This window comes from Pseudonocardia sp. CA-107938, assembly GCF_050936315.1.
GTDB lineage: Bacteria > Actinomycetota > Actinomycetes > Mycobacteriales > Pseudonocardiaceae > Pseudonocardia.
On record NZ_JBNJNA010000001.1, the window covers coordinates 1,627,120 to 1,645,386 of the forward strand.

21 protein-coding genes, 1 tRNA gene and 1 pseudogene are annotated in these 18,267 nt (G+C 72.8%); 10 read left to right on the forward strand and 13 right to left on the reverse strand.

Annotated elements, in window-relative coordinates; genetic code table 11:
* Positions 1 to 42 precede the first annotated feature (42 nt).
* A pseudogene (locus ACQEVB_RS08040) lies at positions 43 to 174 on the forward strand (DUF1707 SHOCT-like domain-containing protein); the annotation flags it as partial.
* 8 nt (positions 175 to 182) lie between these two features.
* Here ACQEVB_RS08040 and ACQEVB_RS08045 read toward each other — a convergent pair.
* Positions 183 to 320 carry a hypothetical protein gene (locus ACQEVB_RS08045; RefSeq protein WP_432980728.1) on the reverse strand — a complete coding sequence of 46 codons (138 nt, stop codon included), beginning with the start codon at positions 318 to 320 and terminating at the stop codon, positions 183 to 185.
* Positions 321 to 371: 51 nt separating this feature from the next.
* Here ACQEVB_RS08045 and ACQEVB_RS08050 point away from each other — a divergent pair, with 51 nt between their 5' ends.
* The 3 genes from ACQEVB_RS08050 (at position 372) to ACQEVB_RS08060 (ending at position 2,094) form a co-directional block, all read left to right on the forward strand.
* The gene (locus ACQEVB_RS08050; protein WP_432980731.1) at positions 372 to 644 is read left to right on the forward strand and encodes a hypothetical protein; all 273 of its coding nucleotides are present in this window, start codon (positions 372 to 374) and stop codon (positions 642 to 644) included.
* A gap of 463 nt (positions 645 to 1,107) precedes the next feature.
* Entirely contained in the window at positions 1,108 to 1,596 is a 489-nt protein-coding gene (locus tag ACQEVB_RS08055; protein ID WP_432966991.1) for a DUF3558 family protein, read from the forward strand.
* A gap of 45 nt (positions 1,597 to 1,641) precedes the next feature.
* Positions 1,642 to 2,094 carry a GtrA family protein gene (locus ACQEVB_RS08060; RefSeq protein WP_432966993.1) on the forward strand — a complete coding sequence of 151 codons (453 nt, stop codon included), beginning with the start codon at positions 1,642 to 1,644 and terminating at the stop codon, positions 2,092 to 2,094.
* A gap of 4 nt (positions 2,095 to 2,098) precedes the next feature.
* Here ACQEVB_RS08060 and ACQEVB_RS08065 read toward each other — a convergent pair whose 3' ends face one another.
* The 3 genes from ACQEVB_RS08065 to ACQEVB_RS08075 form a co-directional block, all read right to left on the reverse strand.
* On the reverse strand, positions 2,099 to 3,364 hold the full coding sequence (locus tag ACQEVB_RS08065; protein ID WP_432966994.1) for a lanthionine synthetase C family protein: 1,266 nt from the start codon (positions 3,362 to 3,364) through the stop codon (positions 2,099 to 2,101).
* Positions 3,361 to 6,294, reverse strand: a complete 2,934-nt coding sequence (locus tag ACQEVB_RS08070) for a lantibiotic dehydratase (RefSeq protein WP_432966996.1) — start codon at positions 6,292 to 6,294, stop codon at positions 3,361 to 3,363. Before ACQEVB_RS08070 ends, ACQEVB_RS08065 begins: the two co-directional genes overlap by 4 nt.
* 81 nt (positions 6,295 to 6,375) lie before the next feature.
* Positions 6,376 to 6,522 (reverse strand): hypothetical protein, encoded by a 147-nt coding sequence (locus ACQEVB_RS08075; RefSeq protein ID WP_432966998.1) that lies wholly within the window; start codon positions 6,520 to 6,522, stop codon positions 6,376 to 6,378.
* A 167-nt stretch (positions 6,523 to 6,689) separates the two neighbouring features.
* Between ACQEVB_RS08075 and ACQEVB_RS08080 the strand changes: the two genes are divergently transcribed.
* Positions 6,690 to 7,139, forward strand: a complete 450-nt coding sequence (locus ACQEVB_RS08080; protein ID WP_432967000.1) for a DUF192 domain-containing protein — start codon at positions 6,690 to 6,692, stop codon at positions 7,137 to 7,139.
* On the opposite strand, the gene glfT1 is transcribed toward ACQEVB_RS08080, so the two are convergent.
* The 5 genes from glfT1 to ACQEVB_RS08105 all read right to left on the reverse strand — a co-directional run bounded on the left by glfT1 (position 7,123) and on the right by ACQEVB_RS08105 (position 11,320).
* Positions 7,123 to 8,040: a galactofuranosyltransferase GlfT1 gene (gene glfT1, locus ACQEVB_RS08085; protein WP_432967002.1), complete on the reverse strand. Its 918-nt coding sequence runs from the start codon at positions 8,038 to 8,040 to the stop codon at positions 7,123 to 7,125. The two genes, ACQEVB_RS08080 and glfT1, sit on opposite strands and share 17 nt — an antisense overlap.
* Before the next feature lie 70 nt (positions 8,041 to 8,110).
* Positions 8,111 to 8,872 (reverse strand): galactan export ABC transporter ATP-binding subunit Wzt/RfbE, encoded by a 762-nt coding sequence (gene wzt / locus ACQEVB_RS08090; protein ID WP_432967004.1) that lies wholly within the window; start codon positions 8,870 to 8,872, stop codon positions 8,111 to 8,113.
* 7 nt (positions 8,873 to 8,879) lie between these two features.
* Entirely contained in the window at positions 8,880 to 9,752 is an 873-nt protein-coding gene (gene wzm, locus ACQEVB_RS08095; protein WP_432967006.1) for a galactan export ABC transporter permease subunit Wzm/RfbD, read from the reverse strand.
* A 28-nt stretch (positions 9,753 to 9,780) separates the two neighbouring features.
* Entirely contained in the window at positions 9,781 to 10,317 is a 537-nt protein-coding gene (locus ACQEVB_RS08100) for a bacterial proteasome activator family protein (protein ID WP_432967008.1), read from the reverse strand.
* Between the two features lie 16 nt (positions 10,318 to 10,333).
* The gene (locus ACQEVB_RS08105; protein WP_432967010.1) at positions 10,334 to 11,320 is read right to left on the reverse strand and encodes an NAD(P)H-quinone oxidoreductase; all 987 of its coding nucleotides are present in this window, start codon (positions 11,318 to 11,320) and stop codon (positions 10,334 to 10,336) included.
* 54 nt (positions 11,321 to 11,374) lie between these two features.
* Here ACQEVB_RS08105 and ACQEVB_RS08110 point away from each other — a divergent pair, with 54 nt between their 5' ends.
* Positions 11,375 to 12,007 carry a GNAT family N-acetyltransferase gene (locus tag ACQEVB_RS08110; protein WP_432967012.1) on the forward strand — a complete coding sequence of 211 codons (633 nt, stop codon included), beginning with the start codon at positions 11,375 to 11,377 and terminating at the stop codon, positions 12,005 to 12,007.
* Positions 12,004 to 12,630 (forward strand): GNAT family N-acetyltransferase, encoded by a 627-nt coding sequence (locus ACQEVB_RS08115; RefSeq protein WP_432967014.1) that lies wholly within the window; start codon positions 12,004 to 12,006, stop codon positions 12,628 to 12,630. Before ACQEVB_RS08110 ends, ACQEVB_RS08115 begins: the two co-directional genes overlap by 4 nt.
* A gap of 79 nt (positions 12,631 to 12,709) precedes the next feature.
* Here ACQEVB_RS08115 and ypfJ read toward each other — a convergent pair whose 3' ends face one another.
* Entirely contained in the window at positions 12,710 to 13,639 is a 930-nt protein-coding gene (ypfJ, locus tag ACQEVB_RS08120; RefSeq protein ID WP_432967016.1) for a KPN_02809 family neutral zinc metallopeptidase, read from the reverse strand.
* Between the two features lie 172 nt (positions 13,640 to 13,811).
* Here ypfJ and ACQEVB_RS08125 point away from each other — a divergent pair.
* Positions 13,812 to 13,896: transfer RNA gene (locus ACQEVB_RS08125), tRNA-Ser, on the forward strand.
* Between the two features lie 47 nt (positions 13,897 to 13,943).
* Here ACQEVB_RS08125 and ACQEVB_RS08130 read toward each other — a convergent pair.
* Positions 13,944 to 15,083, reverse strand: coding sequence for a helix-turn-helix domain-containing protein (locus tag ACQEVB_RS08130; protein ID WP_432980227.1), 1,140 nt, complete (start codon positions 15,081 to 15,083; stop codon positions 13,944 to 13,946).
* Between the two features lie 485 nt (positions 15,084 to 15,568).
* On the opposite strand from ACQEVB_RS08130, the gene ACQEVB_RS08135 reads away from it, so the two are divergent.
* Entirely contained in the window at positions 15,569 to 16,519 is a 951-nt protein-coding gene (locus ACQEVB_RS08135; protein WP_432967018.1) for an NAD-dependent epimerase/dehydratase family protein, read from the forward strand.
* An 8-nt stretch (positions 16,520 to 16,527) separates the two neighbouring features.
* Complete coding sequence (locus tag ACQEVB_RS08140) at positions 16,528 to 17,127, forward strand: dihydrofolate reductase family protein (protein ID WP_432967020.1); 600 nt, start codon at positions 16,528 to 16,530, stop codon at positions 17,125 to 17,127.
* Here the strand turns inward: ACQEVB_RS08140 and ACQEVB_RS08145 are convergent.
* Positions 17,117 to 17,485 carry a hypothetical protein gene (locus ACQEVB_RS08145; RefSeq protein WP_432967022.1) on the reverse strand — a complete coding sequence of 123 codons (369 nt, stop codon included), beginning with the start codon at positions 17,483 to 17,485 and terminating at the stop codon, positions 17,117 to 17,119. The genes ACQEVB_RS08140 and ACQEVB_RS08145 overlap by 11 nt on opposite strands.
* Positions 17,482 to 18,153, reverse strand: a complete 672-nt coding sequence (locus tag ACQEVB_RS08150; protein WP_432967024.1) for a DUF2306 domain-containing protein — start codon at positions 18,151 to 18,153, stop codon at positions 17,482 to 17,484. The genes ACQEVB_RS08145 and ACQEVB_RS08150 overlap by 4 nt, the downstream gene beginning before the upstream one ends.
* Between the last annotated feature and the right edge of the window lie 114 nt (positions 18,154 to 18,267).

An 18,267-nucleotide genomic window follows, 5' to 3' on the forward strand; every position in this document is an offset into this window, starting at 1 on the left:
GGCGGCCAATCTACCGGGGCGTCTGACGGCTATCCTCGGCGCGTGGGGACGCCGGAGTTCGAGAAGCCGCCGGGGATCCGCATCTCCGACGCGGATCGCGAACGTGCCGCGCAGCGCCTGCACCAGGCGCTCGGCGAGGGCCGGATCACCGTCAGCGAGCTGGAGGAACGGCTCGCGATCGTCTACGCGGCCCGGTACGAGCGCGACCTGCTCCCGCCGCTGGCCGACCTCCCGGCGGACGACATCGTGTCGCCGCACTCGGCGGTCGTCGCGACCCCCAGCGGGCCGCCCGTGGTGCTGCGGTCGGGCATGTCGAGCATCCGGCGCACCGGGCAGTGGCAGGTGCCGGCGCGGCTGCGCGTGCCAACGGCATGGGCTCGGTCGTCCTCGACTTCTGCGACGCGATCAACCCGCACCCCGTCGTCGAGGTCGAGCTGTCGGTCGGCGCCGGGTCGGTGCGGATGCTCGTGCCCGACGGCGCGACCGCCGACGTCTCCGCCGTCGTCGCGAGCATGGGCCACGTCGTCAGCCGGGTGCCGGAGATCCGCCGTCCCGATGCCCCGCACTTCGTCGTGCACGGCTCGCTGTCGATGGGGTCGCTACGGGTGCGGCGCCGCTTCCGCATCGCGGGCCGCAGCTTCTGACCCGCCGGCTCGCTCCGGCTTGACGGCCTGCAGCAGCGTGACGCCGTGCACCTCGACCCGGTCGGTGACGCCGGGCTTCGCGGTCGCCGCCGGGGTCGCCCGACAGACCGTCTACGCCCACTTCTCCTCGCGCGACGCGCGGATCGCGGCGCTCGTCGAAGCCGCGCGCACAGGGCCTCGCCGACCTCGCGGCTGCGCGGCTCGATCTGCCGGCGCCCGCCGACGCCGTCGTCCGGGTCCTCGACCTCGACTGGGAGATCCTGCGCCGCCATCCCCTGCTGCTCGAACCGGCGCTGAATCGGTCGTGCCGCGCGGCCACCTCACCATCGCCGAGGCTCGCGCCGCGCTGCGGGAGTGCGCGCTGCGGCTCTGCGGCGCGCAGACCTGACGGGGTCCACATCTGTCGAGCACGACCTCCGCCGTTCGGCCACGCCGGACCCGTCGGTGGCCGTAGCGTCCGGTCATGCGGCGGATGCTGGTGATCGTGATGGCGGCGGTCGTCGCAGGATGTGCCGGACCCGCACCCGAGGCTCCGCCGCCACCACTGCCCCCAGTGCGCTCCGTCGTGAGCGCCGATCCGTGCTTGCTCCTGACGACGGAGCAGCAGCGCATCGTCGGGTTGACCCGGAACGGACAGAGCGCCGCCGTGGCGGCCGGCGAACCCGGCCGGGTCTGCGCGTTCGAGCGCCCGGACGGAGCCGGCCGCGTGACGGTCGAGGTGGTGCGGGGGACGGTCGTCGTCATCCCGACCGGGACGGTCGTGGTCATGCAGGACGTCTCCGGGTTTCCGGGCCAGCACTACCGGAACCCGCGAGCTGACGTCTGCGTCGTCGAGGTCGAGCCGGTGGCCGGTCAGATCGTGCGGGTGCGCGTGCCGGGTGACGACGACGACTGCTCGGTCGGCACGCGCGTCGCGGGTCTTGCGATCGACACGCTCCGCGCCGCCCGGTAAGCCCTCCTCGCACACCGCCGGACGGGTGGTCGATACCCTGATCCGGTGACCGCCACCGCCGAGCCGAGCGCCGACCCCGCGCCCATGGGTCTCGCCGCGCAGCTGGTCAGGTTCGTCGCGATCGGCGCGTTCTGCGCGCTGGTCGACTTCGGCGTCTACGGCGGGCTGCTCGCTCTGCTGGGCCTGCACACCACCGGCGGGGTCGCCGGAGGCGGCTGGTTCGCCGTCGCCAAGGGCATCAGCTTCGTCTGCGGCACCACCACCGCGTACCTGCTGAACAAGCGCTTCACGTTCCAGGCCACGAAGGGCCGGTTCAGCGGTTTCGTGCTCCTCTACGCCACGACGTTCGCGCTGAACGTGGGCGTCAACGCGCTGATGCTGGCGGTGCTGCCGGAGATGCCGTTCCGCCTCACCGCGGCCTGGGTCGTCGCGCAGGGCACGGCGACGGCGGTCAACTTCGTCATGCTGCGCACGGTCGTCTTCCGCGCGTCCCGCTGACCGTTCACGAGAGCAGCAGCACGGCGTCCCACGCGTAGCGCCCCTCGGGTGGTGGCTGTGCGACGCCGGCCAGTGCCAGCGCGATGCCGGCTGCTCCGTACAGCAGGCCGGGCTCGTCGGTGACGGGGTCGCCGTGCCGGAAGCCGAACGGGACGGCCGGGTCGAACCGGGCGATGATCCGCTCGGTGAGCGCGTCGATCGCGGGTTCGAAGGCGGGGTCGCCTGCGGTCATGCGGTGCGCGATGTGCAGCAGGCCGGCTTCGCCGTGGCAGAGGGACAGGTCGGTGAGTCCGGCGCGTTCGGGTCCGCCGGCGAGCACCCCGCGGATGCCGTCGACGGCCAGCGCGGTCAGCTCCGGGTCGTCCAGTGCGGCGCCGGCCAGCTGCAGCGCGCGGGCCACCCCGGCGGTCCCGTAGCACCACGCGGCCCGCCCGGTGGGCGGCGGCGGAGGCTGCAGTCCGGCCTCGACGCGGAAGTCGACCCGGCCGGGCCAGGTGGGGCCGTTGTCGCCGGCTGCCCGGCACCCGACGAGCCAGCGGGCGAGCCGGTCGATCGCCGCGCGGCCGCCGGGGACGTCGAGACCCTGCAGACGGGCGATCGCGAGCAGCGCCAGCGGTCCGGCGGCACCGTGGGCGAGCCCGACGTTGAGGTCGCCGAGGGGATAGCGCTCGCGGTCGAGGTCCAGCGCGTAGCGGTCGGGACTGCACCACCAGCCCGGCACCTCCGCGCCGTGCACGACGACCGGCTGCGTGATCTGCACCAGGCGCTCCAGCACCTGCCCGAGCACCGCCGGGACATCGGGGTCGGCTGCGGGATCCGCACTCAGCTCGAGCAGCTGCCGGCCGAGCGCCGACAGCCCGGTCACGGCGTCGTACTCGGCCATCGCCAGCCCGGGCTCGGGCCGCGCGTCCTGCAGCGCCGCGCGGGCCGCGAGCAGCGTCGCCGTCTCGGCCTGCCGCACGAGCTGCGCGTAGCCGTCGCCGTGCGCGGCCCGGTGCAGGAAGGCGGCCGGCAGCAGTGCCTGCACCGTCGCCGGCGTGGGTGCGCTGCGCGCGGCTGCGGCCAGGTGCCCGCGGGCCCGTCTGGGGCGGCCGAGGGTCGCGTGCAGGGCGGCGATGCCCGGGTGCCCGGCGTGCAGCGAGCCCGGGGACCAGGTGCGCCGACCGGACCGGTCGGCTCGGCGGGCGCGCTCGGCGACGTCATCGGGGATGGCCAGCCGGTCGGCCACCTCCGCCGCGACGGCGCCCGCGCGGCTGCGCACGTCGGTCATCGCCTGCTCCGTTCGCGTCCGCGCCGCAGCACCAGCCCGCCGTGCAGCAGCGCGAGGACGCGGTGCTCCGCGGCCCGGTCGGTGCCGAACAGCCGCAGGCAGTGCAGGTGCGCCAACGTCAGCCCGATGCGTTCCCGCTGGTCGACGGGGCAGCCGGCCCGGTCGAGCGCCTCGCGGTAGGCGACGACGGCTGCGGTCCGCGCCGCGAGGGCCGCCGGTAGCGGGCGCCCGTCGGCCACGGCGGCCCGGCCGTCGCGCGGGCTCGCCCGCCGCGCCGTCACCGGGGTGACGGCCGCGAGCAGCTCGACGATCCGCGGCGTCGGCACGAGCGGGCGCAGCAGCTCCAGCACGCTGAGCGCCGCGGTCGGATCGGTGGGTCGGGCCGCGAGCAGCTGCAGCGCCAGCACGCTGTCGGCGTGGAAGACGCGCTCGGCCACCGGGAGCAGCTCCGGCCCGCCGAAGCGCTCGATCTCGGGGTCGTAGCTGTCGATCGTCCAGCGCCCGAGCAGGCCGGCGTCGTACAGCTCCGCTGTCCAGTCGTGCAGCCGCGGCAGCAGGGTCGGCCACATCCGTGCGGGATCGCCGACGAACCGGACGCGCAGGTGCGGGTCGGGGTCGCGGTAGGGCAGGAAGAACCAGCCGCGCACGCCGTGCACGGTGAGCTCCTCCGGGTCGGTGACCTCGGCGAGCCGGCCGGCCGCGAGCTCGCGCAGCGCGTCCGGGCCTGCGTAGAGCTTGAGGTGGAGCCACTCGCCGCCGGGCGTCCGCGGCGCGGTGCGGGCCGCGCGGCGCCGTGGCCGCGCCTGCGGGAGCGCGTCGGTCGGCGGTGCCGCCGGCGTGCCCAGCAACTGGACCACGACCTCGCCGGCGTGCCCGTGCAGCCATCCGCCGCTGCCCGGGAACACCTCGGTGAGCTGCAACCCGGGACGGCTACGCAGCTCCGTGCGCAGCACCTCGAGGTGCAGGTCGTCGTCGAGGTCGAGGCGCATCTTCTGGTCGGAGACGGCCGCGTGGACGGTGCGTGGCACCTGCCACTGCTCCCGCCAGCGCTGCACCTCGTCCAGCCACTGATCCCGGTCGTCGGCCGTGTCGAGCATCCGGGTGCTCGGCAGCCAGCGCTGCGGCATCAGCACCGTCCGTCCGTACCGGACGCGCGGCAGGTGCGGCAGGTGCCGGAACGGCCCCCACTCCCACGGGTCGCAGCGCGGCAGGTCCTGCCGCCCGACGTCGACGAGGAACCGGGCGCGGGCCGGCAGCTCGCCGCTGCCCGGGTTCAGCATCGAGCCGGTCACCGGCACGATCCGCTCCCCGCTGCGGGAGTCGACGACGTGCAACCGCTCGGCCGTCGCGACGACGGCGAGCACGTCCGGCGGGAGGTCGGTGGCGTCGTTCGGGGCGGGTCCGACGCCCACCGGGATGCGCCGCGGGAGGCGCTGCGGCACCGACGCGATGTTCGCCGCACGCGGGGAGCGGGTGCGAAACGCGACCTGCGCCGCGCCGGGCGGGGTGCCGTCGACGGCGAGCCGGGTGAGCTCGTCATCGAGCTCCGGCAGCAGGTGGGACAGCCGCGCGATCGTCGAACCGGCCTGTGCTGATCCGAGGTTCTCGCCGACGACCAGCTGGAACCGGCCGGCCACCAGGTCGTCCCAGCTCGTGGCCAGTATCTCGACGCACAGCTCCATCGACGGCGGCCCGCCGGCGGGGACGGGATCGGGGAGCCGCGCGAGCGCGGCGTCGTCGAGATCGATCTCGCCGCGCCCGTCGAGCAGCTCGCCGAGCCAGCGCCAGCGCGGGCCCGAGTCGTCGGGGGACGCGGCGTCGGGCTCGCCCGGTGGGCCGAGCCCGCGGGTCTCGTCGAGCAGCTCGGTGAGCCCGACGGCGCGGTCGGTGCCGTAGCGCTCCACGAACCGGCGGTGGTAGTCGGGCAGCCACGCCGGGCCGCTGGTCCGGCTCAGCCGCCACAGCAGGGCGGCGGCCCGTTCGGCTTCGCTGCCGACCGCGCGGGGCAGCGTGCCCTCGACGTCGATGCGCAGATCGGTCTGGACGGGGTTCGACGCGGCCTGCAGGGCGGCCATGTCGGTGACGACGGCGCGGCGCAGCCCTGGTCGCCGATCGGGCGGCGCGGCGTCGGAGTGCCGCAGGCCGTGCCGGATGCCGGCGAGCCGGTCGGCGATCGGGTGGCGCAGCACGCCGGGCCGGTCCAGGAGGTGGCCGAGCGGGTCGGGGCAGCCGGGCGGCGGCTCGAGGTCGGTGAGCAGCAGCCCGACCTCGACGAGCGTGCGGAGCAGGGCCTCGATCGGCGGGCGGGCCGCGTCGAACTGTTCGGGCGGCAGGTCGTCGCGGAGGACGTCGACGAGCGCCTTCCACGCGATCGGCTCGGCGGCCGCGGCCAGCGCTGCCGCGACGGCCCGCGTGTGCCGGATCGAACCGCGGATCCGCTGCTCGCCGTCGTCCTCGAACCGTTCGGGCAGGTGGATCCGCCCGTCACGCACGATGTACCCGGGCTCCGTCCGCACGGTGCACTCGGCCAGCACCTCGGGCGCGCTCTCCAACCGGCGGACGATCGGCCGGAGCCACTCCGCATGCGGCCGGGTGCCGGGACGCGCACGCAGATCGCCGCGCAGTATCGGCGTCTCCCCGAGCCGCAGCGGGGCGATCCCGGCGAACAGGCCGAAGGGCGTCGCGCGGCCGGTCATGCGCAGGTCGTACTTGGTGAGCGCGACGGCGGTGCGGCGCAGCCGGCTGGGCTTCTCCGGCTCGCCCCGCACCACCTTCGCGACGTCGTGGGCCAGCGTCGGCGACGCGGCCTCGACGGCTTCCATCAGCGCTCGGTCGGCGGCGAGAGCGACGATCCGGGCGCGCAGATCGGTGCCCGGCGGGGCGGGGGGAATCGCCCCACCGGGCGACGGCCGGGCGGGAAGGCGGAGCACCACGAGGTCCGCGGAGCGGAAGGGGTTCGCCCCGCGGGTCGTGTCGCGTCCGCCATTCTCATCCGGCCTGCTCATCGGTGATCAGCAGTTCTTGCAGACCCAGTCCGAGGTCGTGATGCTGCAAAGTTCGCTGAACTGTGCCGTGACCCGCGTCGTGTCGTCGGACAGGATCTCCAGGTCGATCTCCAGCTCGATGTCGAAGTCTTCCAGCGTCACCGTGTTGGACATGAGGGACTTCCTCTCGGTCGGTATTCCATGGCCGTGCCGGGCCGACGGTACCGATTGTTCAACAATCCGACAACCCCTTGGCAGGGACTGACCGGCGTGCTACAACTGCAGGTGGGGGGCTGTCCGATCGATGCGCCCCACCCGCCGACCATCGACGATCGAGGGGTGTGACGGCCGTGCGAGCGCCACCGCAGCCGGCGGAGCGGTTCAGGACATTCCGATCCATGCGATTGCGCGTGCACATTTCCGGGCGCTCGCATGCGGTCATTCCGGTGCTGGTCGCGGAGACGCTCGACCAGCATCGACTGGGCCTCTCCGAGGCATGCCCCGATGACCTCGGGATGCACGCCGGAATGCTCTTCACATTCCCCGCCGACACCCGTACCCCGGTATCGATGACCGGCATGCGGATGTCGCTCGACGTGGCATTCCTGCACGCGTCGGGGATCGTCGGCTCGCTCGTCGAGCTGCACCCCGTGCCCGACGAGGAGCGCCCCCGCTATCGCGGGCACCTTCCCCCGCACACCTTCCGGCACGCGCTGGAGCTGGTGCAGGGTGGCGCGGCCCGGTTCGGCATCGCACCAGGCGTGCGGATCGAGCTCAGGAGCTGCGGGTGAACCGCTCGCGCCGGCCCTGCCGCATGAGCCGCAGCCACTGCACGAACTCGCCCGGCCGGCGCTTCGTGACCAGGTAGTACCAGGCGAACCGGGGCAGATCCAGCAGGCCGACGGTCCGCATGCCCGGCTGCGCGACCAGGTAGCCGCGGTTGCGGAACTGGTAGTAGCGCTTCGTCGCGTCGTCGGGGTCGAAGGCGTGCAGGCGCCCGCCGAGCATCGGCTTGTGGTCGCTGTCGCCCTGGGGATGCAGGTACGCGGCCCCGAGCGCGGTGCCGAACGGCAGCCCGGACCGCACGAGCCTGCGGTGCATCTCCACCTCGTCGCCGCGCACGAACAGGCGCAGGTCAGGCACCCCGACCGCGTCCAGTGCGGCCGCGCTGAACAGCGCGCCGTTGAACAGGGCGGCGATGCCGGGCAGCAGCTCGGGGTCCGCGCCCGGGCTCGCCGCCAGCGCCCGCCGGGAGCGGTGCCACGTCAAGCCCTGCCGGACGGCGAACGCGAGCCGGTCGGGTTCGGCCAGGTCGGCGACGACGGGCGACACCGCGGCCAGCCCCCGCCGCTGCGCCAGCTCCACCAGCGTGCCCAGCACGGACTCGTTCTCGGCGCGGCCGTCGTCGTCGCCGAGCCACACCCAGTCGGCGCCCAGCGCGAGCGCGTGCAGGATGCCCAGCGCGAACCCGCCGGCGCCGCCCAGGTTGTGCCACGACGGCAGGTACGTGGCCGGGAGCCCGCACGACTCGACGACCTCGCGGGCCGGCCGGTCCGGCCCGTTGTCGACGACGACGAGGTGCGCGATCGGGTGGGTCTGCTTCGCCATGGCGGCGAGCGACTCGTGGAGCAGCTCCGGCCGGTGCCGGGTGACGACGACGGCCACCACGGACCCGGGCGGGAGGGGGCTCACCGCACTCCCTCGCCGGCGCTCGGTCGGCGCTGCGCGTGGCGCTGTGCCGATGATTCGCTCGCAAGCTCGCTCATCGGCCCATCTCGGCCAGCACGTCGCGGCCCTTGTAGTGGTGCAGCACCTCGCGCAGCGGGCCGTGCTCCTTGATGGTGCCGTGCTCCATCCAGATCGCGGTGTCGCACAGGTCGGCGAGGAACTCGTCGGAGTGCGAGGCGAACACGAGCATGCCGGAGCGCTCGACCAGCTCGAACAGGCGGTTGCGGGCCTTGTGCAGGAACTCCGAGTCGACGGCGCCGATGCCCTCGTCGAGCAGCAGGATCTCGGGATCGATGCTGGTGACGACGCCCAGCGCGAGCCGCACCCGCATGCCGGTGGAGTAGGTGCGCAGCGGCATCGACAGGTAGTCGCCGAGCTCGGTGAACTCCGCGATGTCGTCGACCCGCGACTCCATCTGCTTCCGCGTCATGCCGAGGAACAGGCCGCGGATCAGGATGTTCTCCAGCCCGGAGATCTCCGGGTCCATGCCGACCGCGAGGTCGAAGATCGGCGCCACCTTGCCGACGACCTGGGCGCGGCCGCGGGTGGGCTCGTAGATGCCCGACATGAGCCGCAGCAGCGTCGTCTTGCCGGCACCGTTGTGGCCGACGAGCGCCACCCGGTCGCCCTTGCGCAGCGACACCGTGATGTCGCGCAGGGCCTCGATGATCGGCACCTTCGAACCGGTGCCGATGTTCCCGCCCGCCCGGCCGAGTACGGCCTTCTTCAGCGAGCGGGTCTTGGCGTCGAAGATCGGGAAGTCGACCGCGGCGCCCTCGATGTCGATGCTGACCATATGTGCCTCAGACCCAGTACGCGACGCGGGAGCGGTAGTTGCGCAGCGCCACCAGTGCCGTCGCGCAGCCGACGACGGAGATGGCGCCGACGACGATCCAGTGGTGCCACACAATCGGCTGGCCGAGCATCGGCTGCCGCAGGATCTCCACGAAGTGCATCACCGGGTTGATCTCGGCGATGCGGGCGCGCTCGGCGACGTGCGGGTTCTTCAGCAGCGTGTCGTACTGCCACACGATCGGCGTCATGAAGAACACCAGCTGCGTCAGGCTCGCGATGATCGGCGGGATGTCCCGGAAGCGGGTGGCGAGGATGCCCGAGAGGATCGAGATCCACGCGCCGTTGAGCACCAGGAGCGCGAACGCGGGGATCGCCAGCAGCAGCGTCCACGACAGCGGATGCGGGAAGACGACCATCAGGATCACCCAGATGATCACGTTGTGCAGGAAGAACAGCGTCTGCCGCCACACCAGGCGGTAGACGTGCAGCGACAGCGGAGCCGGCAGGAACTTGATCAGGCCCTCGTTGGCGATGAAGACCTCGCTGCCCTCGAGGATGCAGCCCTGGACGAAGTTCCAGATCAGCAGGCCGGTGGCCACGTACGGCAGGAACGTGGCGATGTCCTCGCCGAACAGCGCGCCGTACAGGATGCCCATCGCCGTCGCGATGACGGCCATGCTGATCGAGATCCACAGCGGCCCGAGCACCGAACGGCGGTAGCGCTGCTTGATGTCCTGCCAGCCCAGGTAGCCCCACAGCGGGCGTTGCGTCCAGCCCGACCCGAGGTCGGCGAACGCCTTCCGCCACGACCGCGGGCCCGGGTCGTCGACGATCACGACCCGGTCGGGCGCCCGCTCGTCGTCCGTCACCGCGTGTGCCACCGTGCGAGGGTACGGGAGCCGCTACCTGCTAGAGGTACTGGCCCGTGCCGCGCCCGATGCCCCCTTCGGCGCCCTGCGGGATCGATCCCGGGGGCAGCCCGCGGCGCATCTGCTCCAGCTGTGCCCGCGCCGCCATCTGCTGCGCGAACAGGGCGGTCTGGATGCCGTGGAACAGGCCCTCCAGCCAGCCGACCAGCTGCGCCTGCGCGATCCGCAGCTCGGCGTCCGACGGGGTGCCGTTCTCGGTGAAGGGCAGGGCGAGCCGGTCCAGCTCCTCGCGCAGCTCCGGCGCCAGGCCGTCCTCGAGCTCCTTGATGGAGTTCTCGTGGATCTCCTTCAGGCGCGCGCGGGACGCCTCGTCCAGCGGTGCGGCGCGCACCTCCTCCAGGAGCTGCTTGATCATGGTGCCGATCCGCATGACCTTCGCGGGCTGCTCGACCATCGAACCCACCCCCTGCTCGCCGTCCTCCCCGTCCTTGGGGACCGACGCCATGCCGACCGGACGGCCATCGGGTCCGACGACCATGACCTGGTGTTCGCCGTCGTTGTCTGCAGGCACACTCATGCTTCCACCGTATCTCTCAGGGCGCAGTGAGGATCAGCTTGCCCACGACCCCGCCGGCCTCCAGCGTGGCGTGCGCCTTGGCCGCCTCGGGCAGCGGGAACGTACCCGCGACGACGGGCCGTACCCGTCCCTCCTCGACGAGCGGCCAGGTGAGCGTGCGCACCCCGGACACGACCCGGCGCTTGCCGTACGGGCCCTCGACCGGGCGGGCCCGCAACCCCAGCGCGGTGACGCTGGCCCGCTTCGCCATCAGGGCCGCGAGGTTGACCTCGGTCTTCGTGCCGCCCTGGAAGCCGATGATCATCAGTCGGCCGTCGGGCGCGAGCGCCGCGATGTTGCCGGCCAGCGCTTTCGCTCCCATGTTGTCGAGGATGACGTCGGCGCCGTGGCCGTCGGTGGCCTTCTTCAGCTCGGCCGCGATGTCGTCGTGGTAGTCGATGGCGATGTCGGCGCCCAGCTCGCGGCAGCGCTCCAGCCGCTCCGGCGCACCCGCGGTCGCAGCGACGCGCGCCCCGTACGCCTTGGCCAGCTGGATCGCGTGCGTGCCGATGCCGCTCGTGCCGCCCTGCACGAGGAACGTCTCGCCCGGCTGCAGCCGGCCCATGTCGATCACGTTGGACCACACGGTGGCGGCCACCTCGGGCAGCCCGGCCGCGGTCACCAGGTCCACCCCGGCCGGCACCGGAAGCAGCTGCGCGGCCGGCACGGCCACCTTCTCCGCGTAGCCGCCGCCCGCGAGCAGCGCGCACACCTCGTCGCCGACCTGCCAGTCCTCGACGCCGTCGCCGACGGCCGAGATCCGCCCGGCGCACTCCAGGCCGATCACGTCGGACGCGCCGGGCGGCGGCGGGTAGAACCCCTGCCGCTGCAGGATGTCGGCCCGGTTCACCCCGGCCGCCACCACGTCGACGACCACCTCGCCGGGCATCGCGACCGGGTCGGGCACCTCCGTCCACTGCAGCACCTCGGGCCCGCCGGGATCCGCCACCGTGATCGCATGCATGGGTACGGACGCTAATCGTTCGCGACGTCCCGCGCCCTGCGGCACCCTGCCGACATGACCGATCCGTGGCCGCTGCACGGGCTCGTCCTGCGCACCCCGCGGCTGGAGCTGCGACCCGACGACGACGAGGGCCTGTACGCGCTGGCCGCACTCGCCGATCTCGGCGTGCACGCCGAGGCGGAGATGCCGTTCGTCCAGCCGTGGACGCGCTCTGCGGACCGGGGTCGGGCGGTGCTGCAGTACCAGTGGCGCTGCCGTGCCGAGGTGACGCCGGAGAGCTGGACGGTGAACTTCCTCGTCCGCGTGAACGGCGAGGTCGTCGGCACGCAGGGCCTGTCGGCGCGGTCGTTCGCCGTGCTCAAGGAGGTCAGGACGGGTTCGTGGTTGGGGCTGGCGCACCAGGGCCGCGGATACGGCACCCAGATGCGGGCCGCGGTGCTGGCGTTCGCCTTCGATTACCTCGGTGCCCGCACCGCGCGTTCGACCGCGTTCGCCGACAACGCGCGCTCGCACGGGGTGTCGCGCCGGCTCGGCTACCGCGTCGACGGCACCGAGCTGGTGGTGCGGGAGGGCGCCGCGACGACCGACGTGCGGCTGCTCGTCGACCCGGACACGTTCGTCCGTCCGGACTGGAAGCTGCAGGTCGAGGGCCTGGAACCGGTCCGCGACCTGCTCGGTGCGACGTGAGCTGGCCGCTGCGCGGTCTGGTGCTGCGCACCCCGCGCCTGGAGCTGCGCCCCGACGACGACGAGGGCCTGCTCGAGCTCGCCGCCGTGGCCGACGCCGGCGTGCACCCCGAGGACGAGATGCCGTTCCTCGTGCCGTGGACACGCTTCCCGGACCGGGCCCGCGCCGTGCTGCAGTACCAGTGGCGCTGCCGCGCCGAGCTGACGGCCGAGAGCTGGACGGTCAACTTCCTCGTCCGCGCGGGCGGCGCCGTGATCGGCATGCAGGAACTGGCGGCGCAGTCGTTCCCCGTGCTCCGGGAGGTCTGCACGGGGTCGTGGCTCGGCATGGCGCACCAGGGCCGCGGCTACGGCACCGAGATGCGGGCGGCCGTCCTGGCGTTCGCGTTCGACCACCTCGGCGCCCGCTCGGCCCGGTCGGCGGCGTTCGTCGACAACGTCCGCTCCCAGGGCGTGTCGCGGCGGCTCGGCTACCGCTCCGACGGCAGCGGGCTGCAGGTCCGCGAGGGGGTGGCCGCCGCCCAGGTCCGGCTGCTGGTCGAGCCCGCCACGTTCGTCCGGCCGTCGTGGACGTTGCAGGTGGAGGGCGTGGAGCCGTGCCGGGAGCTGCTGGGCGCAACCTGATCGACGTCACACAGCGCGCGGCCACCTCACACAGGTTGCAACCTGTGTGAGGTGGCCACGCGCTGTGTGAGGTGCCCGCTCAGCCGAGGTTGACGCCTCGCGCGAACGTGTCGCAGCGGCCGGGCTGGCCGGAGTCGAACCCGGTGCGGAACCACTTCTCCCGCTGCGCCGACGACCCGTGCGTGAACTGGCTCTTGTCGACGCGGCGGCCGGCGAGCTGGCTCTGGATGTAGTCGTCGCCGATCTTCTCCGCGGTGTCGACGGCGGCCCGCACATCCTGGTCGTTGACCTCGGTGATCAGCGGTTTGCCGGTCTTCGTCGGCACGGTGGTGGCGTGGTTGCCCCACGCTCCCGCGTAGCAGTCGGCCTGCAGCTCCAGCCGCACCGACGCCGAGGTCGGACCGGTGTCGCCGGCCTGGACCCGGTCGGTGGTGCCGAGCAGCGCCTGGATGTGGTGCCCGTACTCGTGGGCCAGCACGTACGCGCGCGCGAACGGACCGCCCTGGGCGCCGAAGCGCTGCTCCAGCTCCTGGTAGAAGCTCAGGTCGATGTAGATGTAGTTGTCGGCCGGGCAGTAGAACGGGCCGGTGTCGGACGTGGCACCGCCGCACCCGGTGTTGACGCTGCCGCTGAAGAACCGGGTGCGCGCGGGCTGGTACTGCCGGTTCGAGCGCGCGAACACGTCGGTCCAGAAGGCGTCCAGCGAGTTGATCACGCCGACGGCCTCGCAGGCCACGTTGGAGTTCGCGTCCCGGCCGGTCCGGCAGCTCTGCGCCAGCTGCCCGGAGTCGGAGATGCTGTTGTCGGAGCCGAAGCTGCCGGCGTCGGGCAGCGCGAAGCTGCCGCCACCGCCACCGAGCTGCGACAGCAGGAAGTAGATGATCAACCCGACGATGCTGACGCCGCCGCCACCGATCGCGACCCGGCCGCCGATCCCGCCGCCGCCCCCGCCGCCACGCAGGTCCTCGACGTTCGACGTGTCCAGCTCCGCGTTCTCGTCGAACCGCATCACTGCCTCCGCTGTCGGTGCGCGAACGGGCCGCGCAGGTCGACGTGATCCCACCACGATCGACCCGCGCAGCGCGCGGTGGACCGGCTCGGCGCGCTGACCCGATACGGCATCGTTGCGCTGATCGACAGGACGCGTCCGACACCGACCCGACCTGGGTAGGCTGGCCCGCGGAAGCGTGGCAGAGCGGCCGAATGCACTCGCCTTGAAAGCGAGCAGTGGGAAACCACTCGGGGGTTCGAATCCCTCCGCTTCCGCAACGAACGTGGTCAGAGGCCTCTGGGGCGCTGGCCGGTGTGCGTGTTCACGCCCGGTTCCCGATCATGTCTCGGTACGCGTCGCGGAGCTGCGCGGCGACCCTGGCCCGTTTCGCTGCGGCCCGCTCGGTGACCTCGCGGGCGCGCCAGTGGTTCGAGGGGACGACCCGCCCTGAGGTCATGGCGACCAGCGCGGAGGCGGCCGCTTCGTCGATCTCGTCCTGCCGTACCAACGCCAGGGCCAGGTCGAGTCGAGCGGTGGCGAGTCGTCGGGGGCGTGCGCCTTCCTCGGACAGGCTTCGGATGGCTTCGCGTGCGTAGTCGACAGCGGCCGGGTCGCCGACCCACGACAGGGTTGTCGCGGTGTAGGAGACGGCTTTGGACGGGTCGTACCGGTAGTGGTGCTCCGGTCGGTCCGGAGTCGTCAGCGGGTCGGCCAGCGCGTTGACCCGCGCCACTGCCGCGGTGGTGGCCCGCTGATCGTGCAGCCGTGCGGCCGCGCGGCCTTCCTGGGCTGTTGCCTGGATCCGTGCCGACGATCCGGCGGGCGCGACCGACTGAGCGGTTCGGGACAGTCGGAGTGCTTCGGCGTATTCGCCGAGCGTCAGCGTCCGCCATGCTTCGGTCTCGAACGTCCACGCGATGATCTCGGAGTGCTCGGCCTCCGCCGCGATAGACCGGGCCGACCCCAGATACGCCCGTGCCGTCCGCTGGTGTTCGAGGTCGACGGCCAGCGTTCCGGCGAGCAGCGCGAGCCAGCCACCGGCGATCAGCAGGCGCCGATGCTCGGCAAGGGTCATCCGGGCACCCAGCAGCCGCCCGACGTACCGGAGGTGCTGGCGAGTCTGCTCCAGCAGGTCCGCCGGGAGCGACGTCGCGTAGCTCGACGCCAGGTCGTCCACCGCCGCTTCAAGGCCGTTCAGGGTGGCATCACCGACATCGGAGGCTGCAACGCGGCGCGACAGCTCCAACGCCTCCAGTTCGGCCGGGGTCTCGACGGCCATCTGGTCGGGTAGGTCGCCGAGAGCTCGGGAGTACGCCGCGAGGTGCTCGGGCAGGATGGTCCGCCGTCCTGTCTCCAGGTGGCCCAGCATCGCCTTCGAGTAGTGCGTCCGGCGAGCCAGCTCGGACAGGCTCAGACCCACGGCCTCCCGTGCGGCACGGAGCCGCGCACCATCGGACACCACTTCGGCCCCTCGGGGTCTGTAGACGGCGGGTAGACGCTCAACCTCGGTCGTGCGGGTGTGCCTGCCCCACGCTACCGGGGTGAACGTGACGAAAGGTCCGGTTCGGTGGCTCCTCGGTCGGCGCAGATCCAGGCGACCGGCGCGATGTCGGTCCACCCCGCAGCACTGGCCGTACCGGGGGCACGGGTGAACACGTTCGCAGCCGCGTTGTCGCGACACCCGGACATGGTGAAGCGCTTGTTGGAGGCGCACGTGGACGACGGACACAGGTGGTGCCGTGCCTGCACCAAGCCTGGTACCGGGCTTCCTGGTGAGAGGTGGCCGTGCGCGTTGCGGTTCCACGCCGCGGCCGCCGAGCAGCTCCTTCGGGACGTGGCGCCGCCCTCCCGTGGATGAGTTCCCGGTCGTGCTCGGTCCTCCGCGGCCGCCGCGGGACGACCGTTTCGTTCAAGAACGGCGACGCGCCCCGGCCTAGCGTCGCGACCATGATCCTCGTGACCGGCGGCCTCGGTTCCATCGGCTCGCACACTGCACGGGCCCTGCTCGACCTGGGCGAATCCGTGGTGCTGACCGCGCACTCGTCGAGCAGGCTGCCCGAGTTCCTCGCCGACGAGCCCGACGGCCGGGTGGTCGTCGAGCCGCTGGACACCGCGGATGGGGCGGCGTTCCTCGACATCGGCAAGCGGCACGAGATCACGGGCATCGTGCACCTCGCGGCCGCTCCCTACGACCTGCCCGATCCCGTCGAGTACCTGCGCGCCGACACCCGCGGCCTGCTCAACGCACTCGACGCGGCGCGGGCGTGGGGGGTGCGCCGGTTCTCGGTCGCCAGCACGATCGCCGCGTACCTCGGGGTGGCCGAGTGCCCGCTGCGCGAGGACCTGCCGCTGCCCGTGGTGGCGGCCCACCAGATCCCGGTGCTGAAGCGGACCGCCGAGCTGTTCGCAGCGCTGGTCGGAGAGAGCGCCGGGTTCGAGGCGGTGAGCCTCCGTATCGGCACGGTGTGGGGGCCGCTCGGCGTGACCGACAACCCGTTCACGCCGCTGCCGCGCCTGATCAGCGCGGCCGTCCGGGGTGTGGATCCCGATCTCACCCCACCCCGGCCGGCCGCGTTCGCCGAGGACGTCACGGACCTGTGCTACGTGAAGGACTGCGGCCGGGCAATCGCGCTGCTCATGACGGCGGAGCGGTTGAACCACGGCATCTACAACGTGTCCAGCGGCGAGCCGGTCAGCTACGGCGACGTCGTCGCAGCGATCAACGCCGCCGTCCCGGACTCGGATCTCGCGCTGCCGGCCGGCCGCAACCCCGATCGGCCGCCCGGCAACCACCTCGACATCACGCGCCTGCGTGAGGACACCGGCTTCCGGCCGGAGTTCGATGTCGAGCGCACCGTGGCGGACTACGCCGCCTGGCTGCGCACCCACGAGCGATAGGAGACGTGATGGCCAGGGTCATCATCCAGGCGGTCGTGTCGGTGGACGGCTTCATCGCCTACCCCGACGACTCGGTCGGACCGCTCTTCGACTGGTACTTCAACGGCGACACGGAGCTGATCGCCAGGCCGAGCGACTGGAAGTTCAGCGTCTCGCAGGCGTCGGCCGACTACGCGCAGCCGTTCTGGGACGCCATCGACGTCACCGTGATCGGCCGCGACCTGTTCGACACCACGAACGGCTGGGACGGCAAGCCGGCTGCGGGCAAGGAACTCGTCGTCGTCACGCACCGCCCGCTGCCGGACGAGTGGCTCGCCGAGCACCCGGACGCGCCGTTCCACACGGCCGACTCCGTCGAGGCCGGCATCGCGCGCGCGAAGGAGATCGCCGGCGAGGACGGGCTCGTCGCCGTCACCGCGGGTGACGTGGGCGGGCAGGCGTTCGCCGCCGGGATGGTGGACGAGGTGGCGATGGACATGGTGCCGGTGGTGTTCGGCGAGGGCGTGCGGTTCTTCGGCAGCCACGCCGGCACGGTGCTCCTGGACGATCCCGACCGGATCGTCCAGGGCGACCGCGTGCTGCACCTGCACTTCACGGTCAGGCGCTGACCGCCCGCACGGGCGGGCGCACCAGCGATGCGACAGCCGCCACCACGCCGATCACGATCGTGCCGAACTGGAGCCACTTCCCGATCGTGACCAGGACGTTCTCGGTGCCGGCCAGGTGGCTGACGTCGCCGGACGCGAAGAACCCGAAGAGGATGAACGCGCCGGCCAGCAGGCTGACCGCGGGCGCCCATCGGTAGGCGAGCACCGCGACGAGCCCGCCGACCAGCGTGATGATCATCCCCGGCGGGATCGGCGGGTAGTTCCATCCGCCCAGGATCTGGACGGGGATGCCGAGGGCCGACAGCACGAAGGCGACGACGGTGGTGCGGCGCAGCGGGTCGGTCAGGGACAGCTTCATGACAACTCCTTCATCGGGACGGGATTGCGGTGACGGGCACGTCGCCGCCGGATGAGGGCTTCGGCGACGGCGAGGTCGATCACCCAGCCGAGGACCTGCCCGGCCGGGATCGCGGACGGGATCGCGCCGGCGAGCGCCGCGAGGCTCCCGCCGGTGAACGGGAGGACGGCGAGGAGCATCAGCGGCACCAGCAGCCGTGCGGTGACCGCGAGGAAGGTGAGCGCGTAGTTGCGGGTCATCCACGACCGGTGCGCCTCGACGTCGCCGCGCCGGATCGCGCGCACCGCCAGCCCCGCCGTCACGAGCCAGCCGACGGCCGGGATCGTGAGCCCGACCTGCGTCAGCAGCCGATCGGAGAGCAGCGCGACCGGGATCGCCAGCACGCCCGCCAGGACGACCGCCGCCACGTAGACGCGGCCGATCCGGCGGTGCCAGCGGCGGTGCGCCCGGATCGCGGGCACGAACTGCAGCGGCCCGAGCACCAGCGCCACCATGGCGGTGAAGACGTGCCCGACGAGCAGCGCGTAGTGCAGCTCGTCGGACACCGCCAGCCGGCCGGCCGTGCTGTCCAGCCGCACGTACGGGTAGATCGCGGTCGATCCGACGACCAGCCCGAGCCCGAGCAGGGTCCACGCCGAGCGGGTGCCGGTTCGCGTCGCTGATCGCATGCGTCGATCCTGGGACGGTCGAGGCGCGCGGTCGTCCGCTCGGCGGAGGCGTTGGAGTACGCGGATCTGCGTAGGTCCCGGCGGGTGGTGCGGTGATCAAGGGCAAGAGGTCGT

Excerpts from the sequence above, each read along its gene's own strand:
- ACQEVB_RS08045 (WP_432980728.1), bottom strand. The coding sequence starts at position 320 with ATGCTCGACATGCCCGACCGCAGCACCACGGGCGGCCCGCTGGGGGTC.
- ACQEVB_RS08050 (WP_432980731.1), top strand. The coding sequence starts at position 372 with ATGGGCTCGGTCGTCCTCGACTTCTGCGACGCGATCAACCCGCACCCC.
- ACQEVB_RS08055 (WP_432966991.1), top strand. The coding sequence starts at position 1,108 with ATGCGGCGGATGCTGGTGATCGTGATGGCGGCGGTCGTCGCAGGATGT.
- ACQEVB_RS08065 (WP_432966994.1), bottom strand. The coding sequence starts at position 3,364 with ATGACCGACGTGCGCAGCCGCGCGGGCGCCGTCGCGGCGGAGGTGGCC.
- ACQEVB_RS08075 (WP_432966998.1), bottom strand. The coding sequence starts at position 6,522 with ATGTCCAACACGGTGACGCTGGAAGACTTCGACATCGAGCTGGAGATC.
- wzt (WP_432967004.1), bottom strand. The coding sequence starts at position 8,872 with ATGGTCAGCATCGACATCGAGGGCGCCGCGGTCGACTTCCCGATCTTC.
- ACQEVB_RS08100 (WP_432967008.1), bottom strand. The coding sequence starts at position 10,317 with ATGAGTGTGCCTGCAGACAACGACGGCGAACACCAGGTCATGGTCGTC.
- ACQEVB_RS08105 (WP_432967010.1), bottom strand. The coding sequence starts at position 11,320 with ATGCATGCGATCACGGTGGCGGATCCCGGCGGGCCCGAGGTGCTGCAG.
- ACQEVB_RS08110 (WP_432967012.1), top strand. The coding sequence starts at position 11,375 with ATGACCGATCCGTGGCCGCTGCACGGGCTCGTCCTGCGCACCCCGCGG.
- ypfJ (WP_432967016.1), bottom strand. The coding sequence starts at position 13,639 with ATGCGGTTCGACGAGAACGCGGAGCTGGACACGTCGAACGTCGAGGAC.
- ACQEVB_RS08135 (WP_432967018.1), top strand. The coding sequence starts at position 15,569 with ATGATCCTCGTGACCGGCGGCCTCGGTTCCATCGGCTCGCACACTGCA.
- ACQEVB_RS08140 (WP_432967020.1), top strand. The coding sequence starts at position 16,528 with ATGGCCAGGGTCATCATCCAGGCGGTCGTGTCGGTGGACGGCTTCATC.
- ACQEVB_RS08145 (WP_432967022.1), bottom strand. The coding sequence starts at position 17,485 with ATGAAGCTGTCCCTGACCGACCCGCTGCGCCGCACCACCGTCGTCGCC.
- ACQEVB_RS08150 (WP_432967024.1), bottom strand. The coding sequence starts at position 18,153 with ATGCGATCAGCGACGCGAACCGGCACCCGCTCGGCGTGGACCCTGCTC.